The organism is Natrinema thermotolerans (assembly GCF_031165565.1).
Classification (GTDB): domain Archaea; phylum Halobacteriota; class Halobacteria; order Halobacteriales; family Natrialbaceae; genus Natrinema; species Natrinema thermotolerans.
This window is the reverse complement of the sequence record NZ_CP101873.1, coordinates 3,276,502-3,294,751: the sequence shown is the minus strand read 5'-3', so window position 1 is coordinate 3,294,751 and position 18,250 is coordinate 3,276,502. Positions and strand designations below refer to the sequence as shown.

Below are 18,250 nucleotides of genomic sequence, written 5' to 3'. Positions count from 1 at the left end.
CGGCGAGTCACGGATCGGATGCGTCGGTGGTGGCGAAGTGACACTTCGCGCGGCCCGGCCCGAGTCGGCGCTGGTCGGGGTCGGTTTCTGCACATTCCGGCTCGGCCATCGGACAGCGGTCCCGGAAGACACACCCGCTCGGCGGCTCGACCGGGCTCGGACGGGTGCCCTCGAGCGACGTGCCGGTCGAACTGTCTGGTTCGAGCGACGGAATCGCCTCGAGCAGTGCCGTCGTGTACGGATGTGTCGGCCGATCGAACACCCTGTCGGCGGGGCCGACCTCCATCAGTTCCCCGAGATACATCACTGCCACGCGGTCCGCGACGTGTTCGACGACGGTCAGGTCGTGAGAGATGAACAGATAGGCGAGATCGAGATCGGCCTGAAGGTCCGCGAGGACGTTGAGGAGGCGGGCTTGAACGGAGGCGTCGAGCGCGGAGACCGGCTCGTCGAGGACGACGAGCGAGGGGTCGAGTGCGATCGCACGCGCGATCGCGACGCGCTGGATCTGTCCGCCCGAGAGTTCGTGGGGGTAGCTCGTCGCCTGCTGTTCCGAGAGCCCGACGCGATCGAGCAACTCGCGGACGCGGTCCTTGCGACGAGGCCGGTTCCAGCCGACACTCCGGAGCGGTTCACCGATCGTTCGCTCGACCGTCAGTCGGGGGTTGAGACTCGAGTGCGGGTCCTGAAAGACGACGCCGACGTCGGTGAGGGTAGCGGCATCGCGGTCGGCGACGCTGCCGACCGGCGTCCCGTCGATTCGGACCGTCCCGGTCGTTGGCCTCTCGAGGCCGGTAATCAGCGATGCAAGCGTGGACTTGCCACAGCCGCTCTCGCCGACCAGCGCGAGCGTCTCTCCGGCCCGGATCTCGAGGTCGACCCCGTCGACGGCCCGGAGCGTGTCGTCGGCTCCGAAGAGGCGTTCGATCGGCCCGCTCGCGAGCGAGTAGTGTCTGGAAACACCCTCGAGTTCGACGATCGGGGACGGTCGGTCCGAGTCGCCGGGGGCCGATTCGGGAGCCGCGGTCGATTCGGATCTGGCACCGGGAACGCCCGTCCTCGAGGGCGGGGTATCCGACTCGGACCAGTTCGACTCGACGCAGGTGACGCTTCCGCGGTCGTCGGCGAGAGCAACGGTCGGGACCTCCTCGTCCCGACAGGCGGCAGTCGCGTACTCACACCGGGGGGCAAACGGACAGCCCGCCCGATCGGCGGTCGGTTCGGGAACCGATCCGTCGATCGTCGGGAGTCGGCTCTCCCGGTCGACGCGCTGGGGGAGACACTCGAGCAGCGCCTTCGTGTACGGGTGGCGAGGGTCCTCGAGGATGCGTTCGGTCGGGCCGGTTTCCATCACCTCGCCGGCGTACATCACGACGACGCGGTCGCAGATTTCGGCGACAACGCCCAGATCGTGCGTGATCAGCAGGATCGCCGTCCCGCGCTCGGCGTTGTACTGACGGAACCGCTCGAGGAGCTGTGCCTGCGTGGTCGCGTCGAGCGCGGTCGTCGGTTCGTCGGCGATCAACAGGTCCGGGTCGGATGCGAGCGCGATCGCGACGCCGGCCCGCTGGCGTTGTCCGCCGGAGAGTTCGTGGGGGTATGCGTCAACCCGGTCGGCCGGGCTGGCGATTCCGACCTGTTCCATGAGGTCGATCGCCCGTTCGCGGTACTCGCGCCACTCCGACCGGCTGCTAAACGGCGGGAGATGGAGGTACTCGAGCAGGCGCTGGGGACCGGGTTCCTCGTGGACCTTGATCGATTCGGCGATCTGCTCGCCGACGTCGAAAACGGGGTTCAGCGTCTCAGTCGGGTCCTGAAACACCATCGAGACGGTGTCTCCCCGGAGCCGGCGGAGTTGTCGGTCGGTCGCATCGGTCACAGCCACGTCGTCGAGGTGAATCGATCCCCGGACGATCTCGCCCGGGTCCTGTAGGCCGACGATCGAGCGTGCGGTCACGGATTTGCCGCTCCCGCTCTCGCCGACGAGGCCGACGATTTCGCCCTGGTCGACGGTCATCGAGACGCCCTCAACTGCGCGGACGGGGCCATTGCGAGTCTGAAACTGCGTGTGGAGGTTGTCGATCGAAAGCAACGTGGAATCCATCGATTGTCCAGTCATGTCGTGATCACGTCGGTTTCTCGAGGGGTGTATCGTGGTTCGGATCGAGGACGTCACGGAGCCCGTCACCGAGCAGGTTGAATCCAAGGACGGTGAGCATGATCGCTGCGCCCGGAGCGTTCGCGAGCCACCACGCCCCCCGGAGGTGGTGGCGGCCGGTCGAAAGCATCGTTCCCCATTCGGGCGTCGGTGGCTGTGCGCCGAGGCCGATAAACGAGAGACCGGCCGTTCCCAGTATCACCGTTCCGAGGTTCATCGTCGCGAGAACGATGATCGGGCCGATGGTGTTCGGGAGGAGATGACGGATGGCGATGCGATGCCGGGAGACGCCCATCAGCCGGGCCGCCTGGACGAACTCGCGTTCTTTCGTCGAAAGAACACTGCTGCGGACGAGACGGGCGTAGGACGCCCAGCCGACGACCGCGAGTGCGAGCATCACGTTTCGGAGGCTGGGGCCGAGAATGCCGGCGACCACGAGTGCGAGTACCAGCCCCGGGAACGCGAGTTGGACGTCGACGAGTCGCATCAGGAGTTCGTCGATCAGGCCGCCGGCATAGCCCGCGAGCAGGCCGATCGCCGTCCCGAGGACGAGCCTGATCACGGTGACGGCGACGGCGATACCGAGCGAGAGCCGGGCACCGTACAGAAGTCGCGAGAAGACGTCCCGTCCGAGCTGATCGGTTCCCATCGGATGGGCCAGCGTCGGTGGCTGTAACCGGTTCACGAGGTCCTGACTCGTCGGGTCGTAGGGTGCGATGACGGGACCGAACACGGCGGCGATCGTCAGGGTGGCGACGATCACCAGCCCGACAGCGTTGAGCGGGTTCGCAAAAAACGCCGCGGTCGCCCGGGACGTCCGAACCGCACGGTACCGTCGTCGAAGGCCCGCCACGAGGGCCTCGAAACGGCCGATCACGCCGTCTCACCCCCGAGCCGGACGCGGGGATCGAGATACCGGTACGTGAGATCGACGACCAGGTTCGTTACGACGAAGACGACCGCGGTAACGAGGGTGACCCCCTGTACGACCGGGTAGTTGCGTTCGAACACCGCATCGACGAGCAACGTACCAAGCCCCGGCCGCTGGAAGATTATCTCGACGACGACTGCGCCGTTCAGCAATGTCCCCAACTGGAGGCCGAGAACCGTTACGACCGGGACGAGCGCGTTTCGGAGCGCGTGTTTGTAGACGACGATCCGCTCACGGAGTCCCGTCGAGCGGGCGGTATCGACGTACGCTTCGTCGAGGACCTCGAGCATGGAACTCCGGACGAGTCGCGTGACGACGGCGGCCATGCCAGTACCCAGTGTGATCGCTGGCAACACGAGGTGGCCGACGCTGCCGGCACCGGCGACCGGGAAGACGCCGAGCGTCAGCGGGAACAGCAGGATCAGCAGGTACGCGAGCCAGAAGTTCGGCATCGAAACGCCGAGTAGTGCGCCCAGTTGGCTTGCATAGTCGATCGAGGAGCCTTGGTGGACGGCGCTGGCGACGCCAGCGGGGATCGAGATCACGAGCGCGACGACCATTGCGGCAAGGGCCAACTCGAGTGTCACCGGTAGCGCCTCCACGATCAGCGTCGAGACCGGCGTGTCGCTGTAGTACGACGTGCCGAGATCGCCCCGGCAGACGTCCAGCAGCCAGTTCAGGTACTGGACCGGGATCGGCTCGTTCAGGCCGTTTTCCGCCCGGAATGCCTCGATTTCGGCCGCAGAGGGCTGGCGGCCGAGCTGCTGGGAGAGAATGATCTCGGCCGGCTCGCCGGGCGTGAGAAATACCAGCCCGTACGTGACAAGCGAGACGCCGACCGTAACGGCAAGCGACGTCGTGAGTCGGGACGCGAGGTAATCGTAGGCAGTCATCGTCAGGCCGTTCGTGTCAGCTCGCTCCACTCGGCGAACTTCTCGATCGGAGGGAGTTCGAGTCCCTCGAGCGCGGCGTCGGCGGCGACGACGTACTCCTGGTAGAACAGCGGGACGACGACGGCCGCCGCCATGATTTTCCGCTGTGCCTCGATGTAGGCGTCGCGTTTCGCGGCCGGGTCACGCGCCTGATAGCCGGTCTCGATGAGGTCATCGACCTCGCCGCCGAGGTTGTACAGCCCGGTCCCCTCGGCCTCGTAGCGGTCCTTGTTGTCGACGCCCATCGTGTGGAAACTCTCCCACATGAGGTAGTCCGCGCCGGGGCTGTTCGATCCCGTACTCCCGATCTGGAGGTGGAATTCGCCGCGGTCCGTCAGGTCGTTTATCGCTGCGCGCTCGCGGACTTCGAGACTGACGTCGACGCCGATTTCTTCGAACGCCGACTGGAGGACTTGCCCGATCGTCCTGCCGTCGTCCATGTCGGTGTCGACGAGGCAGGTCAACTCCGTGCCGTCGTAGGCCGACTGATCGACGAGGTCACGCGCGGCGTCCCGATCGCGTTCGTAGGCCGGCAGTTCGTCCTCGTCGACCCAGTCGATGACCGTCGATATTGGGCCGCGGGCGGGCTCGCCGACTCCCTCGAGTACCGTCTCGACGAGTTCCGTCTGGGAGACCGCGTAGTTGAGCGCGCGCCGCAGGGCCAGGTCGTCGGTCGGCTCGCGATAGATGTTGAGCCAGACCGAAACCGCCCCCGCGGACTGCTGGGAGTCGACGCGAACGTCGTCGCGATCGCGAAACGACGAGAGACGACTTTTGGCTGGCATATAGATCAGATCGACCTCGCCGCTCTCGAGGAGATCGGTCCGAGTCGTCTCGTCTTCGGCCGCCCGGAACGTGAGTTCCGTCGGGGCCGGTTCGCCGCCCCAGTAGTCCGCGAACCGTTCGACGCGGACGTACTGCCCGCGCCGGATTTCCTCGAGGGTAAACGGCCCGGTACCGATGATCTCGCCCGCCTGCCGATCGGCTGCGGGCGGCTGGATGTCGATCATGTTGTGGGCGATCGTTCCGGGGAAGCCGGGGAACGGGTCCGTCGTCTCGAACGCGACGGTGTATTCGTCGCGTTTCGTGACGCTGCCCGGTTCGAGGTGGAGCCACCCGTAGACGAAGTCGCCGCGCTCGGAGAGGATGTTCTCCTCGAAGGTGTGGACGACGTCGTCGGCAGTCAGTTCCGCACCGTTGTGAAAGCGGACGCCCTTGCGGAGTTCGAACTCCCAGGTGGTGTCATCGGTAGCGGTCCAGTCGGTCGCGAGCCACGGTTTCGGTTGCATATCATCAGTGCCCCAGACCAGCGGCTCGATGACGCGTGTCCAATAGGGAGCCATGCCGCCCCAGTTGTCGTATCGACTGGTGTCGGTCGGATCCGCCGCCAGCCCGATCGTAAATGCGGTCTCGTCGGCCGTGTCGCCGGTTGCACACCCGGCAAGAGAGGCGAGTCCCCCACCGGCGATGCCGGCGAGTACCCGTCGACGTGACTCGTCCATCAGTGTCCCCTCACCGAACCTCGGGTTCGGGAGTTGTCGTTCGAGCGACGCCGTCGACACCGCCTCCCGCCGCGGAACGACCGGGCCGTCGCCGGTGTCGATACGTCACGGCCACCGTGGCCATCACTCCGCATCGATGTTTCGTTTCCAACCATTGTGAAACCTGAATTTCAGTACTGAAACTATACTTGTAAATATTCTGCTTCGATTTCGGTCCGACCGCCGAGCGAACCGAGAACTCGAGTACGTCGCTACACCGCGGCGAGCGCCTCTCGAGAGACGCGTTGCTGACCATACTGACCTGCACCTGTGTCGGGCAGTAGCAACGCTCGCGAGACCGGAACGGTGCTAGAGGGCCTCGTCGGGGAGTGAAACGGGTTCTGCGGCCTGTTTGACGGACTCGTAGCGCTGTTCGGCCCAGGTAAGGGCGGCGGGCGTGTCGGTAACGATGAGTCCAGCGATCCCTCGTTCGGTGAATCCCCATCGAGGGCGATGCCGAGCATTTCGCGTACAACGACGAAGCGGACGTCGCCGAAATCAAGACGGGCGAAAACACCCTCGTCAGAGCGCGACGTGACGATGGCGAAATCCGCGTCGAAAACCTCGTTCTCGGCGACGCGGTCACGACCGAGGCGCTGGAGACGCTGCAAGCCAGTGACGACTGGACCGAAGCCCTCGAGAACGGCGAGGTGGCGACGGTCGATACGGCCGACGCGGCCGCCCATCGCGACCTCGAGTCGGGAGTCTCGAGGGTGTTCGTTTCCGCGACGCTGGAAAGCGGTGCCGATACCCTTCTCATCGCCGAAATCGACGGGGCCGAACTGGAATCCGTGTACAGTCTGGCCGGACAGTCCGACGGGATCACCACGCAGGAATCGGCGATCGACTGCTGGGTGAACTGTATCACGTGGGGTACCTTCTGTGCGACCCCGTGTCAGGTGTGTGTCGCCGACCCGACTCGAGTCAGCTGTGCCCCCTGTGCGGTCTGTATCGGTGGTACCGCGGCCGGCTGTGCCGCCAAGTGTGGTATCGAACAGTTCTGGTAACTACCGAAGCGAGACGACGAATTCGCCCGAATCGATACTCAAAGCCCATTTTTCGAGCGACGGCGTAACGACCGATCGTTGGTACCGTTCCGATCGAGAGGCCCGAGACTGAGATTCATGGAATCGTATACTCCTCGAACGTCCTCACCGCTCGTCGGTAAGAGACCGCCGAGACCGCGATCGCGAGTGCGACCGTTCCGACGAGCGACAGCAGGCGAACGGTCGGTATCGAGACCCCGAGTCCCGTCGACAGCGGCACGTTCACAGGCGAGAGATACCCCGTGAGCGCCGGCAGGTAGACGAGCCCGACGAGTGTCATCACGACAGCAAGCTTGAGAAACGACCGTCGTCCGGTCTCCGAGTAGACGGTCGTGGCGACGAACGGGATCGGGACCGGGCGAAAGTCGCGATATGACACGTCCATGCCGATCGCTGCAGCGACGGTGACGCCACAGAGACAGAGGGGGACGGTCGCGAGGGCGGTCAAGATCACTTCGAGGCTGCCGAGGGGGCTTCCCACCCCGGCAACGGCGGTTATCGCTACCGTCACCGGCGCGCCGACCGCGGTTCCGGCAAGGACGGTCCCGCGGACGAACTGGCGGCTCGAGGCGGCGGAAAGCGTTAGGGGGAGCGCGGGATACTCGACGCTGAGTAACTCGAGTCCGAACGCAAGGCCCGTCCCGACGGCGAGGACGAACGCGAGGAGAATCGGTGTGGCCGCCAGTATCTCGCCGGCAGCGAGAAGCGGTAGATAGACGATCGGCAGGATGAGCAGCATGTATCCCGCCGTCAACAGGCCCCGGGGGACACGCCGTTCCTGAAGCCATCGCTTTCGGGCGACGGCAAGAACGGGCCGGGAAACCCAGCGACCGAACAGCCACCTCGCGCGTCCGGGTCCGAGAAGCGACCGCGAGCGGTGGACCGTTCCGGACCCGACCGGATCGGTATGCCAGATTCGGTCAGCGAGCCTGATCGCCACGGCTGTACAGAGCGGGAGTCCAACGCCGAACAGACAGAGCGCGCCGATAGGACGGCGGCCGACCGGCTCGGACCCCGTCAGTCCGAGTAGACCGAGATCAGCGATCCAGGTGATCGGAACGACCGGAAGCCACGAGACGAGACGGTCCAAACCGACGGCACCACTGGCCAGTACGAACCACACGGTCACGAGGGCCGCGAATCCCGCCGCGTACAGAAGCGTTCTGTATCGGCGGATTCGGGGCGATCGGAGGGCAGCGAGTTCCCGACCGAGGCTCAGCGTTACACCGACCAGCGCTGCGAGCGCGACGCCGCCGAAACCGGCGAGCAAGACGGTAATCAATCCTAACAGGGATTGGTGTCCGACAGCGAGCCCGGCCGCGAAACAGACGGCGGGCAGCGACAGCGGAACGGCGATCCCGGCGACGACCGTGCCGACGGTGCCGAGCGCGACCGTTCGAGTCGGAACGCTTGTAAGAAGCAACGCGGGTTCGATGCGCTCCATTACCGTCGACGTGCGTCGATCGAATACCCAAACCAGCGTGAGAAACCCCGAGACCGTGGCGACGTGTATCGTCTCGAGGGGGAGAGCGGCGGTTCCCTGCCGTAACGATCGGCCGACCTCGTACGCACCAACCCCGAAGAGTACGGCGGCCGAACCGAGTGCCACGACGAGGATCGTGCGCCACGCCGATGATCGACCGAGCCGCCGTCGGGCGCGCCGCCGCTCAATTCGTACGATTTGGAGAGCCTGACGCATTCGTACGGTGATCGATCGTGTCATTCACTACCCACTATCGAAAAATTATCAGCCAGTGTACTTAATTCTGGATATCGAGCCGGCCACCAAGGACGAGTGGGTAGGTCCCCGACGGTTGCGGACGGGCCGGATTCCGTCGCCGGCCCGCGCTCGCGTGTGATCGCAGTTTTTTCGACCGGTGTGGATTCGAAACACAGATTTAGGACCGTGGAACAGGAAGACACGAACCGATGACCACTGGCGTCACCCTCGAGAGTCGTGCCGACCGGCGGGATCGGTCTGGGCGACGGCGATCCGGGGCGAGAGACGCGGGCGTCGGGCGGGTGATCGCGCCGTGACCGGCGTCGCGATCACCGATGCGGTCGACACCTACATCCAGCGCAAGGCGGTGGGCGATCCCGACGGCTCCGGCGCGGGTGCTTACGCCTCCAACGCCGAGTCGATCCTGCGGCGGTGGGCCGAGTGGCTCGAGACCGACCACGGGATCCGATCGATCGACGCCCTTGCAGTCGATCACATGCGCGCCTACGCTGCGGAGCTTCGCCGCCGGACGGAGCGTGGACAGTACACCGCCTCGACCGCCGGCACCTACTACGCCGTGGTCCGGGCGTTCCTCTCGTGGTGCGTTCGCGGCGGCATCCTCGAGACCAACCCCGCCGCGACCGACCGGGCCGAGGCGGCGCTGCCGGCCGCCGACGCCCGGCCCACAAGCGACTCGTGGACGGCCGACCAGCGCCGCGAACTCGAGCGCCACGTCCGCGAGCGAGCGCTCGAATCGGGGACCCGGTCGACGAGCGAGCGCCGCACCCGCCTGCGCGAGTACGCGATGGTGGCGGTCCTCGCCCACTCGACGGTCCGGGGATCGGAGCTGTTCCGGGTCCCCGACGACGACCGCCGCACCGGCGCGACGTGGGATGACGTCGACTTCTACACGGGGACGATCCGCGTGCTTGGCAAGTCCCAGCGCCTCGAGGACGTCCCTCTCCCGGCCCGAGCGCGGACGCCGCTGCGTCGGTATCGGATCGTACTGGACCCGCCCGCGAACGACTGGCCGCTGTTCCCGACCGGCCACGCCCCGTCGATCGCCCGCCGCGTGCGGACGGTCCTCGCTGAGCGTGGCCACGACGAAGCAGAGATCGAGTCGCTGCTCGAGTCCGCGACGGCCCGGGAACTCGCCCGCGAGCGTGCGATCGCGCCGCCGGCGATCACCACCGAGGGGGCGCGGTCGGTCCTGCGCCGGCTCTGTGAGGCGGCCGGGCTCGAGGTCGACGGCGACTACTTGACGCCACGCGGGGTCCGCGGGGACCGGATCGACGACGACTACCGACAGGAGGCGACGGCCTCGAAGCCGACGCTGCGGGCCTCGGTGTTAGAGCAGTCGATCGCCGTCCCGCCGGAGGAGCCGCTGGTCGTCGATGCCGAGCCGGTCGAGGGCGAGGAGTCAAGCGATTCCGGCTGAGAAAGCGGTCGTCGAACGATCAGACGACGAGCAGCCAGAGGACCACCGTCAGGACGAGCGTCAGTAGGAGGACGGTCGTTCCGATGCTCGTTCGGAGGTGGATCGTCGACGGCCGGCCGCCGTCCGTCGGCTGCCGTTCCTCGACGTCGACCAGCGGGAGTCGCCGTGCGGCCGCGTCGACCGCGAGGACGGGATTGTTTCCGATCCAGTAGCAGCGCTTGACGCCGCCGACGACGGCTCGGTCGACGGCAGCGTAGATCTCGGTCACCGCGAGCATCGTCCATCGACTGACGTAGTAGGTTACGGGGTAGACGATCATCGCCGGATCCCCGAGATCGAGTTTCGAGAGGGGCTTGCGAACGACGACGAACGTGACCGCGGCGACGGCAGTCAGAATGCCCGCCGTCTGGAGGTGGCTCGTGCTGTAGGGATGCATGTGGCCTTCGTCGTTCGGGTAGGCGAACGTGAACTCACCGCCGCCGTGGGCGTGCAGCGTCGGCGCGAGGTCGGCCAGCCCTTCCCACCAGACCCCGAAGAGGACGCAGGCTGCGCCGAGGCCGAGCATCGCGACGGTCTGGCCGGGCTTGGCGTCGGGAACCGAGACGTCGCTCTCGCCGTGGAAAAAGACGTAGTACCCGAGCTTGATAAAGGAGAGTAGCGTGCCGATCGCGCCGAGCCAGAGCAGCCAGTACAGCGGCTCGGAGGCCTCGATTCCGTAGTAGTGGGGATCGGCTGCGTCGAAGAGCATCCCCTTGCTAACGTACCCGTTGAAGCCGGGAATCGCGGTGATCGAGAGCGCGCCGAGGCCGAACCCGATCGCGGTCAGGGGCATCTCGCGCCAGAGGCCGCCCAGCTCGTACAGATCCTCCTCGCCGGTCCGATAGATGACGACGCCGACGGCCATGAACAGCAAGCTCTTGAACAGGATATTGTTGAAGAGGTGACTCATCGCGCCAGCGACGGCAATTTCGCTCTCGATCATCCAGGCACCCATGCCGATCCCGGCGACGATGTAGCCGAGTTGGGCTTGGATGTGATAGGAGAGCAGCGCCCGCATATCGTGTTGGAGGAGCGCGAAGGTCGCGCCGTAGACGGACATCAGGCCGCCCATGTACGCGATGTAGATACCGAGGTCGCTCTCGGCACCGATCGGGAACGCCCGGTAGAGGACGAACGCGCTGGTCTTGGTCGTGTAGACCGAGAGGAACACCGAGGCGGCGATATGGGGCCGCGGGTAGGTGTCGGGCAGCCACGTGTGAACGCCGATGAAGGCGACGTTGACGCCCATTCCGAGTACCGCGAGCAGGGCCGGGATTCCGTCCGCGATCCCGGTCCCGTCGTAGATGAAGGTGCCCGTCTGGACGTAGTGGGCGGCGACTGCCAACATCACGAGGACGCCGCCGGTGCCGTGGAAGAGGGCGTACCGGAAGCCGGCCCGGACCGCGTCGCCGCCGTAGTGCCAGACCACGAGCGTGCTGGTCACGGCCATCAGCTCCCACATGAACAACAAGACGAGCCAGTCGCCGGCGAAGGCCGCGCCGACCGACGAGGCCACGTAGACGAGCGCGAACGCGACCAGCGTTGTACTGGCCTCGCTCGAGTAGGCATAGATGACGCTACAGACCCCGAGGAAGCCCAGCCCGAGCCCGACCATTCGGGAGAAGTCGTCGATGTAGTAGGGGACGACCTCGAACCCGAGGAAGGTCCCGGCCAGGTGCTGGCCTTCCGGCGCGACCAGCGAGATCGCGAGGACGGCCGCCAGACTGAGCGCGCCGACGGTGAAGCCGGCGATCCGGGGCAGGACGAGGACGAGCAGTGCCGCCGCGAAGATCAAAAGCGGCGGGTACGCAAGCGACAGGACTTCGAGTTCCATCAGTTGTTCACCTCCGTCATGAGTTCGTCAAAGGGGACGGTTCCGAGTTCCTCGAAGGGCATTCCGAAGACCTCCTCGGCGATCCGCGTCGCCAGCTCGAGGAAGACCGCGTAGTCGGGGCCGACTCCGAGGACGACCGCGCCCGTCGCGATGACGGCGATGGGCGCGAGCATGAGCCACGTGCTTTCGGTAAACGGCGAGCGGCGCTGCCAGACGTCGGCCGGCGGGCCGCCGGTGAGGTGGTCGTCGTGGTTGCCGTGGTGGTCGACGGCACTGACTTGCTCGCCCACGGGGACGTCGGCGTCGCTCGGGTACTCGTCGACGGCGTACTCGTAGTCGCCGTCGTCGGCTGCGGCGGCGCGTTCCGGCTCGGTCGTGTCCGCGTCGCCGGCAGGCGCATCGGCCTCGCCGTCGGTCGGCCGACCGCCGTCGGCGGCGACGTCGTCCGCCTCGGTGCGGTAGGACTGAACCAGCCCACCGGCCGGGAACTCGAGCAGCGGTTTGGCGTCGTGGCCGTCCTCGCTCTCGAAGAAGGCGGTGTAGACGACCGGCCAGAAGTAGCCGACGTTAAGCACCGCCGAGAGCAACAGTGCGCCGGCAAAGAGCCAGTAGCTGCCGCCGACGTCCGCGCTGCCGATCAACATGTAGAACTTGCTGACGAAGCCGGCGACCGGCGGGAGCCCGGCCATGCCGGCCGCACCGATCGTGAACGCTGCCATCGTCAGCGGCATCCGTTTGCCGATCCCGGCCATCTCGCTGATGTAGTCCGTGTGGGTCTCGACGTGGATCGCCCCGGCACAGAAGAACAGCGTCAACTTCGCGAACGCGTGGGCGGGGATGTGGAACAGGGCCCCGACCACGGTATAGGGGTGCAGCAAGGAGAGTCCGAGGACGATGTAGGAGAGCTGGGCCGTCGTCGAGTAGGCCAGCCGGCGCTTGAGGTGGTCTTTCCGCATCGCGATGATGCTGGCCGCAGTCAGCGTGAACGCGGCGACGATGGCGACGGGGATGTTGAGCCCGATTTCGCCGATTCCCGGCACATCGAGCGGGAGATCGTAAATCAGTCCCGGTCCGTAGACCTCGAGGATCACTCGAGCGATGCCGAACGCGCCGGATTTGACGACCGCGACGGCGTGGAGCAGCCCGGAGACGGGCGTCGGCGCGACCATCGCATCCGCGAGCCAGGAGTGAAGGGGCATCAGCGCGGCCTTGACGCCGAAGCCGGCGATCAGCAGGAAGAAGGCGGCCTGTGCGTAGACCGGCTCAGCCTGTGCCGCCGCGGCCAGCGCCTCCATTCCGCCGGCCTCGAAGGCCAGCGTCGGCTCGCCGACGAGGCTCGTCAGCCAGTAGATCATGACGGTGCCGGCGAGCAGGAAGACCCCGCCGCCGAAGAACGTGTAGGTGAGGTACTTCCGGCCGGCGATGCGGGCCTCACTGTCCTCGTTGTGGGCGACCAGCGGGTAGGTCACCAGCGACAGGAGTTCGTAGAAGACGAAGATCGTCACCAGGTTCGCGGCGAAGGCGATCCCGACCGCCGCCGAGAGGCTGGCGGCGAACGAGGCGAAAAAGCGAGTCTGGGAGTGTTCGTCGAGCCCGCGCATGTAGCCCGCCGCGTAGAACGACGTGAAGATCCACAGGAAGCTCGCGAGCAGGGCGAAGAAGATCCCCAGCGGGTCGGCCCGCAGGGCGAAGTCCAGTCCCGCGAGGAACTCGACGCCAGTCGAGTCGGCGAGGCTCCATCTGAAGACGGTCCCGTCCATGACGGCCGGCAGCATGCTCGCGACGATGGCGAACTTCGCGAGGGCGGCCAGGACGGACCACCCTTCACGGAGGTTCGGCCGGCGATGCGACGCAACGATCAGGACGATCGCGACCGCCGAGACGAGGACGGCCGCGAGCGGGCGAATGTCTGCGACCATCAGTTGAACACCTCCGTGAGGAACGGCTCGAGCAGGTCGGCGATCGTGCCGCCGGCGAAGCCGAGCGCGACGGCGACGACGGCGGCGACCACGACGACGGCGATCATGCCGATCGAGACGGGATCAGCCGCCCCCGCGCCGCGGATCGCGGCCGCGGCGTCGGTGTCGGCCGTTCCGCCGTCGGTCGCGGCCGGCCCCGGACGACTCGCGTCGGCGGGTGCCGACGGCGTGAAGTACATCTTCTCGAGCAGGCGAGCGGCGTAGGCGAGGGTGAGCATGGTGCTGAGGAAGATCACGGCTGCGACGGGCCAGAGCTGCGATTCGACGGCACCGACGGCGATGTACCACTTGCCGACGAAGCCGACGCCCGGCGGGACGCCGACCAGCGCCAGCAGGAGGACGGCCATGGAGCCGGCGACGAACGGCCGCCGTTTGGCGAGGCCGGCGTATTCGTCGACAGTGCGTGCGCCGTAGCTCGTCGCGACGAGCGCGGCCGCAAGGAAGAGGCCGGCTTTCAACACGCCGTGTCCGACGAGGTGGATGGCGGCACCGATCAGCGCGGTTTCGGACTCGCCGGCGATGACGACGCCGTAGGCGGCGATTACCAGTCCGAACTGCGAGACCGACGAGTAGGCGAGCATCCGCTTGACCTCGGTCTGGATCACCGCCAGAACGGTGCCGGCGAGGACGCTCACGCAACCGATCGTCAGGACGATCGGAGCCACGTTCGGCGTGCCCGCGAGGTACTCGACCCCGAGGACGGTGACGATGATGCGGCCGAACGCGTACGCGGAGGCCGTCGAGACGAGCGCCGCTATCAGCGGCGTCACTCCGTCGGGGGCCCGCTGGTAGGCGCTTGGCTGCCACGTGTGCAGCGGCCACTGGGCGACCTTGACGGCGAAGCCGACGATCATGAACGCGATCCCGGCCCGGATCAGGGTGGTGTTGGCCTCGGGGATGGCGCCGGCGAGTTCGACCATGTTGAGCGTCCCCGTCGCCATGAAAACGAACGCGACCCCGATCAGGTACATCGAGGCGGCGACGGTCCCCAGGATCAGGTACTTCAGGGCCGCGACCGCCGCCTCGGGGCCGTCGCCGCTGGCGACCAAGGCGTAGGTCGCGATGCTCGAGATCTCGAGGAAGACGAAGAGGTTGAACACGTCGCCGGTCAGCGAGATGCCCAGCAGACCGGCGACCAGCAGCAGGTAGGCGGTGTAGAACGTGTTCCCGCGCGGGCCGCCCCGGCGCGTGAACGCGAGGACGCCGGCGGCGACGGCGGTCACGAGCAGGACGATCAGCATCGAGAACTCGTCGGCGACGAGTTCGATCCCGTACTCGCGGGGGTAGCCCCCGAGCCGGTGGATCACGTTCCCGTCGGTGTAGACGGCGTTCGCGAGGGCGACGGCTCCGACGAACAGGCCGCTGGTCGTGGCCGCGGCGACGGACCAGCCGGCCCGGTCGAACCACAGCCCGAGCGCGATCGGCAGCGTCGCCGCCAGAATGGGGGCGGCGATCAACAGCGGCGGGAGCAGGTCGATGCTACTCATCGGCACGCACCTCCCGAAGGGTGTCCTCGCGGAGGGTGCCGTACTCCGAGTAGATCCGGATGATCAGCGCCAGCCCGACCGCGGTCAGTGCGATGCCGACGACGATGGCGGTCAGGACGATGACCTGCGGCAGCGGGCTCGCGACCATGACCTCGCCCGGCGTGCCCTCGTGAGGAACGATCGGTGCCGAGGCACCGTCGACGTCGATGTAGGCCATCGAGACGAAAAACAGGAAGATGGCCGTCTGAAACAGGTTCACCCCGATCAGCTTCTTCACGAGGTTCTCGCTGGCGATCACCATGTAGATCCCCAGTCCGAGCAGTACGAACGTCAGGACGTAGAGGTAGTGGCTCGTCAGCAGCTCAATCATCGTCGCTCACCTCCGGCTCGGCCGCGTCCGGCGCGTCGTCGTCGACGCCGCTGACGCCGCCGGTGCCGCTGGGCCGGTCGGACGTAAAGCCCGCTGCCATCGTGAAGAAGAGGCTGATGATGACCCCCGAGACGATCAGCGAGATGCCGCCGATCTCGACGGCCTCGAGCCCCCACTTGGGCTTGATATCGAAGACGGCCTTGAGCTTGTAAAACTCGAGGAACTCCCCGCCCAGCGCGATCATCCCCAGCCCGATCGCGCCGAAGATGACGACGCCGCCAGTGACGAGGCCGGTGATAACGGAGTTGCGGAGCCACTGGCGGGTCGGGTCGATCCCGAAGGCAAAGGCGAGCATGAGGACGGTGACGCCGACGATGGTCCCACCCTGGAACCCGCCGCCGGGGGCGTCGCCGCCGTGGAAGGTCATGAACAGCCCGTAGGTGAGGGTAAACGGTGCGATGATCTTGACGGCGGTCATGATCACCTGACTCTCGGTGTAGGTATCGTCGTAGTCGGTCATTCAGGCGAACACCTCTCGTTTCAGAACCAGCAGCGTCGAGACGCCGGCGGCGAAGACGACGACCGCCTCGCCGAAGGTGTCGAACCCACGGTAGGCGGCGAGGACGGCGGTGACGGCGTTCTCGACGCCGGTCTGGTGGTACGTCTCCGTGATGTAGTGTTGGGTTACGTCGGGGTTCGACCAGACGGGTGTCTCCGTGCTTCCGACCGCGTACATCTCCGGCAGGACCGCGGCACACAGCAGGAGGACGAACGCGCCGACGACGACGACCGCCGGGACGTGGATCCGCTCTCTGAGCCGGTCGGTCGTGGGTCGGGTCGTGCGCGCGATCGTCAGCAAGAGCAACAGCGTCGTGACGCCGGCACCGATCGCGGCCTCGGTCATCGCCACGTCCGGGGCAAGCAGGAACGTATAGATGATCGCCATCCCGAGGCTGTAGGCCCCGAAGACGATGATCGTGGATAACACGTCGCGAAACAGCGCCGTCGCCACCGCCGTCGCGAGGACGAACGCGACGAGCGAGTAGACGAAGAGGCTCATCGAGTCTCGCCCTCCGTTTCGGCGGTCGAATCGTCCGGTTCGCCCTCCTCGGCGAGGATCGGCTCGACGCCGGTCTCGGCCGCCGATCGCGCGATCGCGTGGGCGGCCGTCGGGTTCGTGATGAATACGAAAAACAGCAGCAAGACGGTATAGACCGCCGCGTGCTGCCAACCGAACGCCAGGGCGACGCCGGCCAGCGCAAAGCCCGCCCCGAGCGTGTCCGTCTGGGAGGCGGTGTGGGCCCGCGCGTAGATGTCCGGCAGTCGGAGGACGCCGATCGTCGAGACGAGCGTGAAGAACACGCCCAGTCCAAGCAGGGCGACGATCGCCCAGAACCGGACCGTCTCGAGGGTTACCTGCAGCGGGGTCGGTTCGATCACAGCACACCACCCCGCTCGACGGTGAACTTCGAGATGGCGACCGACATCAGGAAGTTCAGCAGGGCGTAGATCAACGCCACGTCGAGAAACCACCGCTGGTCGAGTCCCGCTGCCAGCAGGGCGAGGATGACGACCGTGTTCGTCCCGAGGACGTTGACCGCAAGCAGTCGGTCCTGCGTGGTCGGCCCGACGACCGCCCGGTAAAACATCGCGATCGCCAGCACGACGAACAGGCCGGCCGCGGCGAGGAAGACGTCCTCGAGCGGGACCGGCGTCACAGCTCGTCACCTCCGACGATCTCGGCGTCGTCGCGTTCGCGCGGCGAGGGGATCGCGGCCGACTCGCGGCCGTAGAAGACGAATCTGATCCCTCGCTCCAAGCCGCCGTCGAAGAGGTCCTCACGGGCGGCGGGAATCAGCGTATGGACCAGCAGCCGCTGGTCGGTGGCCCGGACGGTCAGCGTGCCCGGGGTGAGGGTGATGCTGTTTGCCAGTGCGGTCAGGGGTAGCCCGCTTCTGACTCGGGAGTCGACCTGCGTCAGCGTCGGCTCGATGGGCATCGACGGCCGGAGTATCACGGCCGAGACCGCGATGTTCGCCTTGACGATCTCCCAGAGTAGGTAAGGGATATAGAGGGCAAAGCGGACGACCCGGATCGGCGACTGGACACGGTCCAGCGGCACCGAAAACGTCACCCGCGCAAGCGAGATGGCGACGATGCCCGCGACCGCCGCGCCGGTAACCAGATCGAACCAGTAGGTGGGATCGCCCAGGACGAGATAGAAGCCGTAGGAGATCATGAACGTCGCGAACAGCCGGTCGAAGTCCTCGCTCCCCGTGAGTCGGCCGCGGCGGGTCGAGCGCTCGACCGGTGCCTCGTCGTAGGCCAGTCCGATCCGGTCGAGTTCCCGCTCGAGGGGCTGGAGGATGCGAGCGGTGACGCCGGGCTCGTATTCGGGATCGAGGACGACTCGGTCGAGGTCGTTCTCGGCGGCGTAGGCGTCGAAGATCTCCGCGTAGTCGCGGGGACCGAAGAGGTACTCGTCGGCGCCCAGCGTCGCCGTCTCGATCGTCACGTCGGCCTCGCCGGCGTCCTCCTCGACCCAGTTGCGTGCCCGCGACAGCAGGTCGTCGGCGTCCTCGTGCTGGCGCGCGCTCTCGGGGACGTCGTCGTCGTAGGGAAGGGCAACGACCAGGTGACACTCGAGCGAGTCGGCGCGCTCGAGGCCCGACTGGACGGCGTAACCGACCGTCTGTCGGACGGTCACCGTGTCCGACAGCGGGACGAGCAGGCGTTCAACCGCCACGGCCGTTCCCTCCGGGTGACCGTCGTTGG

General features: G+C 66.7%; 16 protein-coding genes. 2 read left to right on the top strand and 14 right to left on the bottom strand.

Annotation, left to right across the window (positions count from 1 at the left end; translation table 11 throughout):
* Window positions 1-7: 7 nt before the first annotated feature.
* Genes NP511_RS16865 through NP511_RS16850 form a run of 4 tightly spaced genes read right to left on the bottom strand, consistent with a single transcriptional unit; the run spans window position 8 to window position 5,523 of the window.
* Window positions 8-2,119, bottom strand: coding sequence for a dipeptide ABC transporter ATP-binding protein (locus tag NP511_RS16865; protein ID WP_049966388.1), 2,112 nt, complete (start codon window positions 2,117-2,119; stop codon window positions 8-10).
* A 7-nt stretch (window positions 2,120-2,126) separates the two neighbouring features.
* Window positions 2,127-3,035, bottom strand: coding sequence for a nickel transporter permease (nikC, locus tag NP511_RS16860; protein ID WP_049966387.1), 909 nt, complete (start codon window positions 3,033-3,035; stop codon window positions 2,127-2,129).
* A complete protein-coding gene (gene nikB / locus NP511_RS16855) occupies window positions 3,032-3,982 on the bottom strand; it encodes a nickel ABC transporter permease (protein ID WP_049966386.1) in 951 nt (316 codons plus the stop codon). The genes nikC and nikB overlap by 4 nt, the downstream gene beginning before the upstream one ends.
* A gap of 2 nt (window positions 3,983-3,984) precedes the next feature.
* The gene (locus NP511_RS16850; protein WP_049966910.1) at window positions 3,985-5,523 is read right to left on the bottom strand and encodes an ABC transporter substrate-binding protein; all 1,539 of its coding nucleotides are present in this window, start codon (window positions 5,521-5,523) and stop codon (window positions 3,985-3,987) included.
* A 689-nt stretch (window positions 5,524-6,212) separates the two neighbouring features.
* Here NP511_RS16850 and NP511_RS16845 point away from each other — a divergent pair.
* Window positions 6,213-6,569 carry a hypothetical protein gene (locus NP511_RS16845; protein ID WP_233274357.1) on the top strand — a complete coding sequence of 119 codons (357 nt, stop codon included), beginning with the start codon at window positions 6,213-6,215 and terminating at the stop codon, window positions 6,567-6,569.
* Between the two features lie 115 nt (window positions 6,570-6,684).
* Here NP511_RS16845 and NP511_RS16840 read toward each other — a convergent pair whose 3' ends face one another.
* Entirely contained in the window at window positions 6,685-8,052 is a 1,368-nt protein-coding gene (locus NP511_RS16840) for a hypothetical protein (RefSeq protein ID WP_233274356.1), read from the bottom strand.
* 589 nt (window positions 8,053-8,641) lie between these two features.
* Between NP511_RS16840 and NP511_RS16835 the strand changes: the two genes are divergently transcribed.
* Window positions 8,642-9,766, top strand: a complete 1,125-nt coding sequence (locus NP511_RS16835) for a tyrosine-type recombinase/integrase (protein WP_049966383.1) — start codon at window positions 8,642-8,644, stop codon at window positions 9,764-9,766.
* A gap of 19 nt (window positions 9,767-9,785) precedes the next feature.
* Here NP511_RS16835 and NP511_RS16830 read toward each other — a convergent pair whose 3' ends face one another.
* The 9 genes from NP511_RS16830 to NP511_RS16790 are packed head-to-tail and all read right to left on the bottom strand — an operon-like array spanning window position 9,786 to window position 18,221.
* Complete coding sequence (locus tag NP511_RS16830; protein ID WP_049966382.1) at window positions 9,786-11,639, bottom strand: Na(+)/H(+) antiporter subunit D; 1,854 nt, start codon at window positions 11,637-11,639, stop codon at window positions 9,786-9,788.
* Window positions 11,639-13,558: a proton-conducting transporter transmembrane domain-containing protein gene (locus NP511_RS16825; RefSeq protein ID WP_049966381.1), complete on the bottom strand. Its 1,920-nt coding sequence runs from the start codon at window positions 13,556-13,558 to the stop codon at window positions 11,639-11,641. Before NP511_RS16825 ends, NP511_RS16830 begins: the two co-directional genes overlap by 1 nt.
* Entirely contained in the window at window positions 13,558-15,105 is a 1,548-nt protein-coding gene (locus tag NP511_RS16820; RefSeq protein ID WP_049966380.1) for a monovalent cation/H+ antiporter subunit D family protein, read from the bottom strand. Before NP511_RS16820 ends, NP511_RS16825 begins: the two co-directional genes overlap by 1 nt.
* Entirely contained in the window at window positions 15,098-15,475 is a 378-nt protein-coding gene (locus NP511_RS16815; RefSeq protein WP_006650402.1) for a cation:proton antiporter subunit C, read from the bottom strand. Before NP511_RS16815 ends, NP511_RS16820 begins: the two co-directional genes overlap by 8 nt.
* Complete coding sequence (locus NP511_RS16810; RefSeq protein WP_006650401.1) at window positions 15,468-15,995, bottom strand: MnhB domain-containing protein; 528 nt, start codon at window positions 15,993-15,995, stop codon at window positions 15,468-15,470. The genes NP511_RS16815 and NP511_RS16810 overlap by 8 nt, the downstream gene beginning before the upstream one ends.
* On the bottom strand, window positions 15,996-16,535 hold the full coding sequence (locus tag NP511_RS16805; RefSeq protein ID WP_006650400.1) for a DUF4040 domain-containing protein: 540 nt from the start codon (window positions 16,533-16,535) through the stop codon (window positions 15,996-15,998).
* Window positions 16,532-16,915, bottom strand: a complete 384-nt coding sequence (gene mnhG, locus NP511_RS16800; RefSeq protein WP_006650399.1) for a monovalent cation/H(+) antiporter subunit G — start codon at window positions 16,913-16,915, stop codon at window positions 16,532-16,534. Before mnhG ends, NP511_RS16805 begins: the two co-directional genes overlap by 4 nt.
* Complete coding sequence (locus NP511_RS16795; protein ID WP_006179556.1) at window positions 16,912-17,193, bottom strand: cation:proton antiporter; 282 nt, start codon at window positions 17,191-17,193, stop codon at window positions 16,912-16,914. The genes mnhG and NP511_RS16795 overlap by 4 nt, the downstream gene beginning before the upstream one ends.
* The gene (locus NP511_RS16790; RefSeq protein WP_049966379.1) at window positions 17,190-18,221 is read right to left on the bottom strand and encodes a monovalent cation/H+ antiporter subunit E; all 1,032 of its coding nucleotides are present in this window, start codon (window positions 18,219-18,221) and stop codon (window positions 17,190-17,192) included. The genes NP511_RS16795 and NP511_RS16790 overlap by 4 nt, the downstream gene beginning before the upstream one ends.
* Between the last annotated feature and the right edge of the window lie 29 nt (window positions 18,222-18,250).

Bases quoted from the DNA above. Each gene is read 5' to 3' on its own strand.
- NP511_RS16865 (WP_049966388.1), bottom strand. From the start codon at position 2,119: ATGACTGGACAATCGATGGATTCCACGTTGCTTTCGATCGACAACCTC.
- nikB (WP_049966386.1), bottom strand. From the start codon at position 3,982: ATGACTGCCTACGATTACCTCGCGTCCCGACTCACGACGTCGCTTGCC.
- NP511_RS16850 (WP_049966910.1), bottom strand. From the start codon at position 5,523: ATGGACGAGTCACGTCGACGGGTACTCGCCGGCATCGCCGGTGGGGGA.
- NP511_RS16840 (WP_233274356.1), bottom strand. From the start codon at position 8,052: ATGGAGCGCATCGAACCCGCGTTGCTTCTTACAAGCGTTCCGACTCGA.
- NP511_RS16830 (WP_049966382.1), bottom strand. From the start codon at position 11,639: ATGGAACTCGAAGTCCTGTCGCTTGCGTACCCGCCGCTTTTGATCTTC.
- NP511_RS16825 (WP_049966381.1), bottom strand. From the start codon at position 13,558: ATGGTCGCAGACATTCGCCCGCTCGCGGCCGTCCTCGTCTCGGCGGTC.
- NP511_RS16820 (WP_049966380.1), bottom strand. From the start codon at position 15,105: ATGAGTAGCATCGACCTGCTCCCGCCGCTGTTGATCGCCGCCCCCATT.
- NP511_RS16815 (WP_006650402.1), bottom strand. From the start codon at position 15,475: ATGATTGAGCTGCTGACGAGCCACTACCTCTACGTCCTGACGTTCGTA.
- NP511_RS16810 (WP_006650401.1), bottom strand. From the start codon at position 15,995: ATGACCGACTACGACGATACCTACACCGAGAGTCAGGTGATCATGACC.
- NP511_RS16805 (WP_006650400.1), bottom strand. From the start codon at position 16,535: ATGAGCCTCTTCGTCTACTCGCTCGTCGCGTTCGTCCTCGCGACGGCG.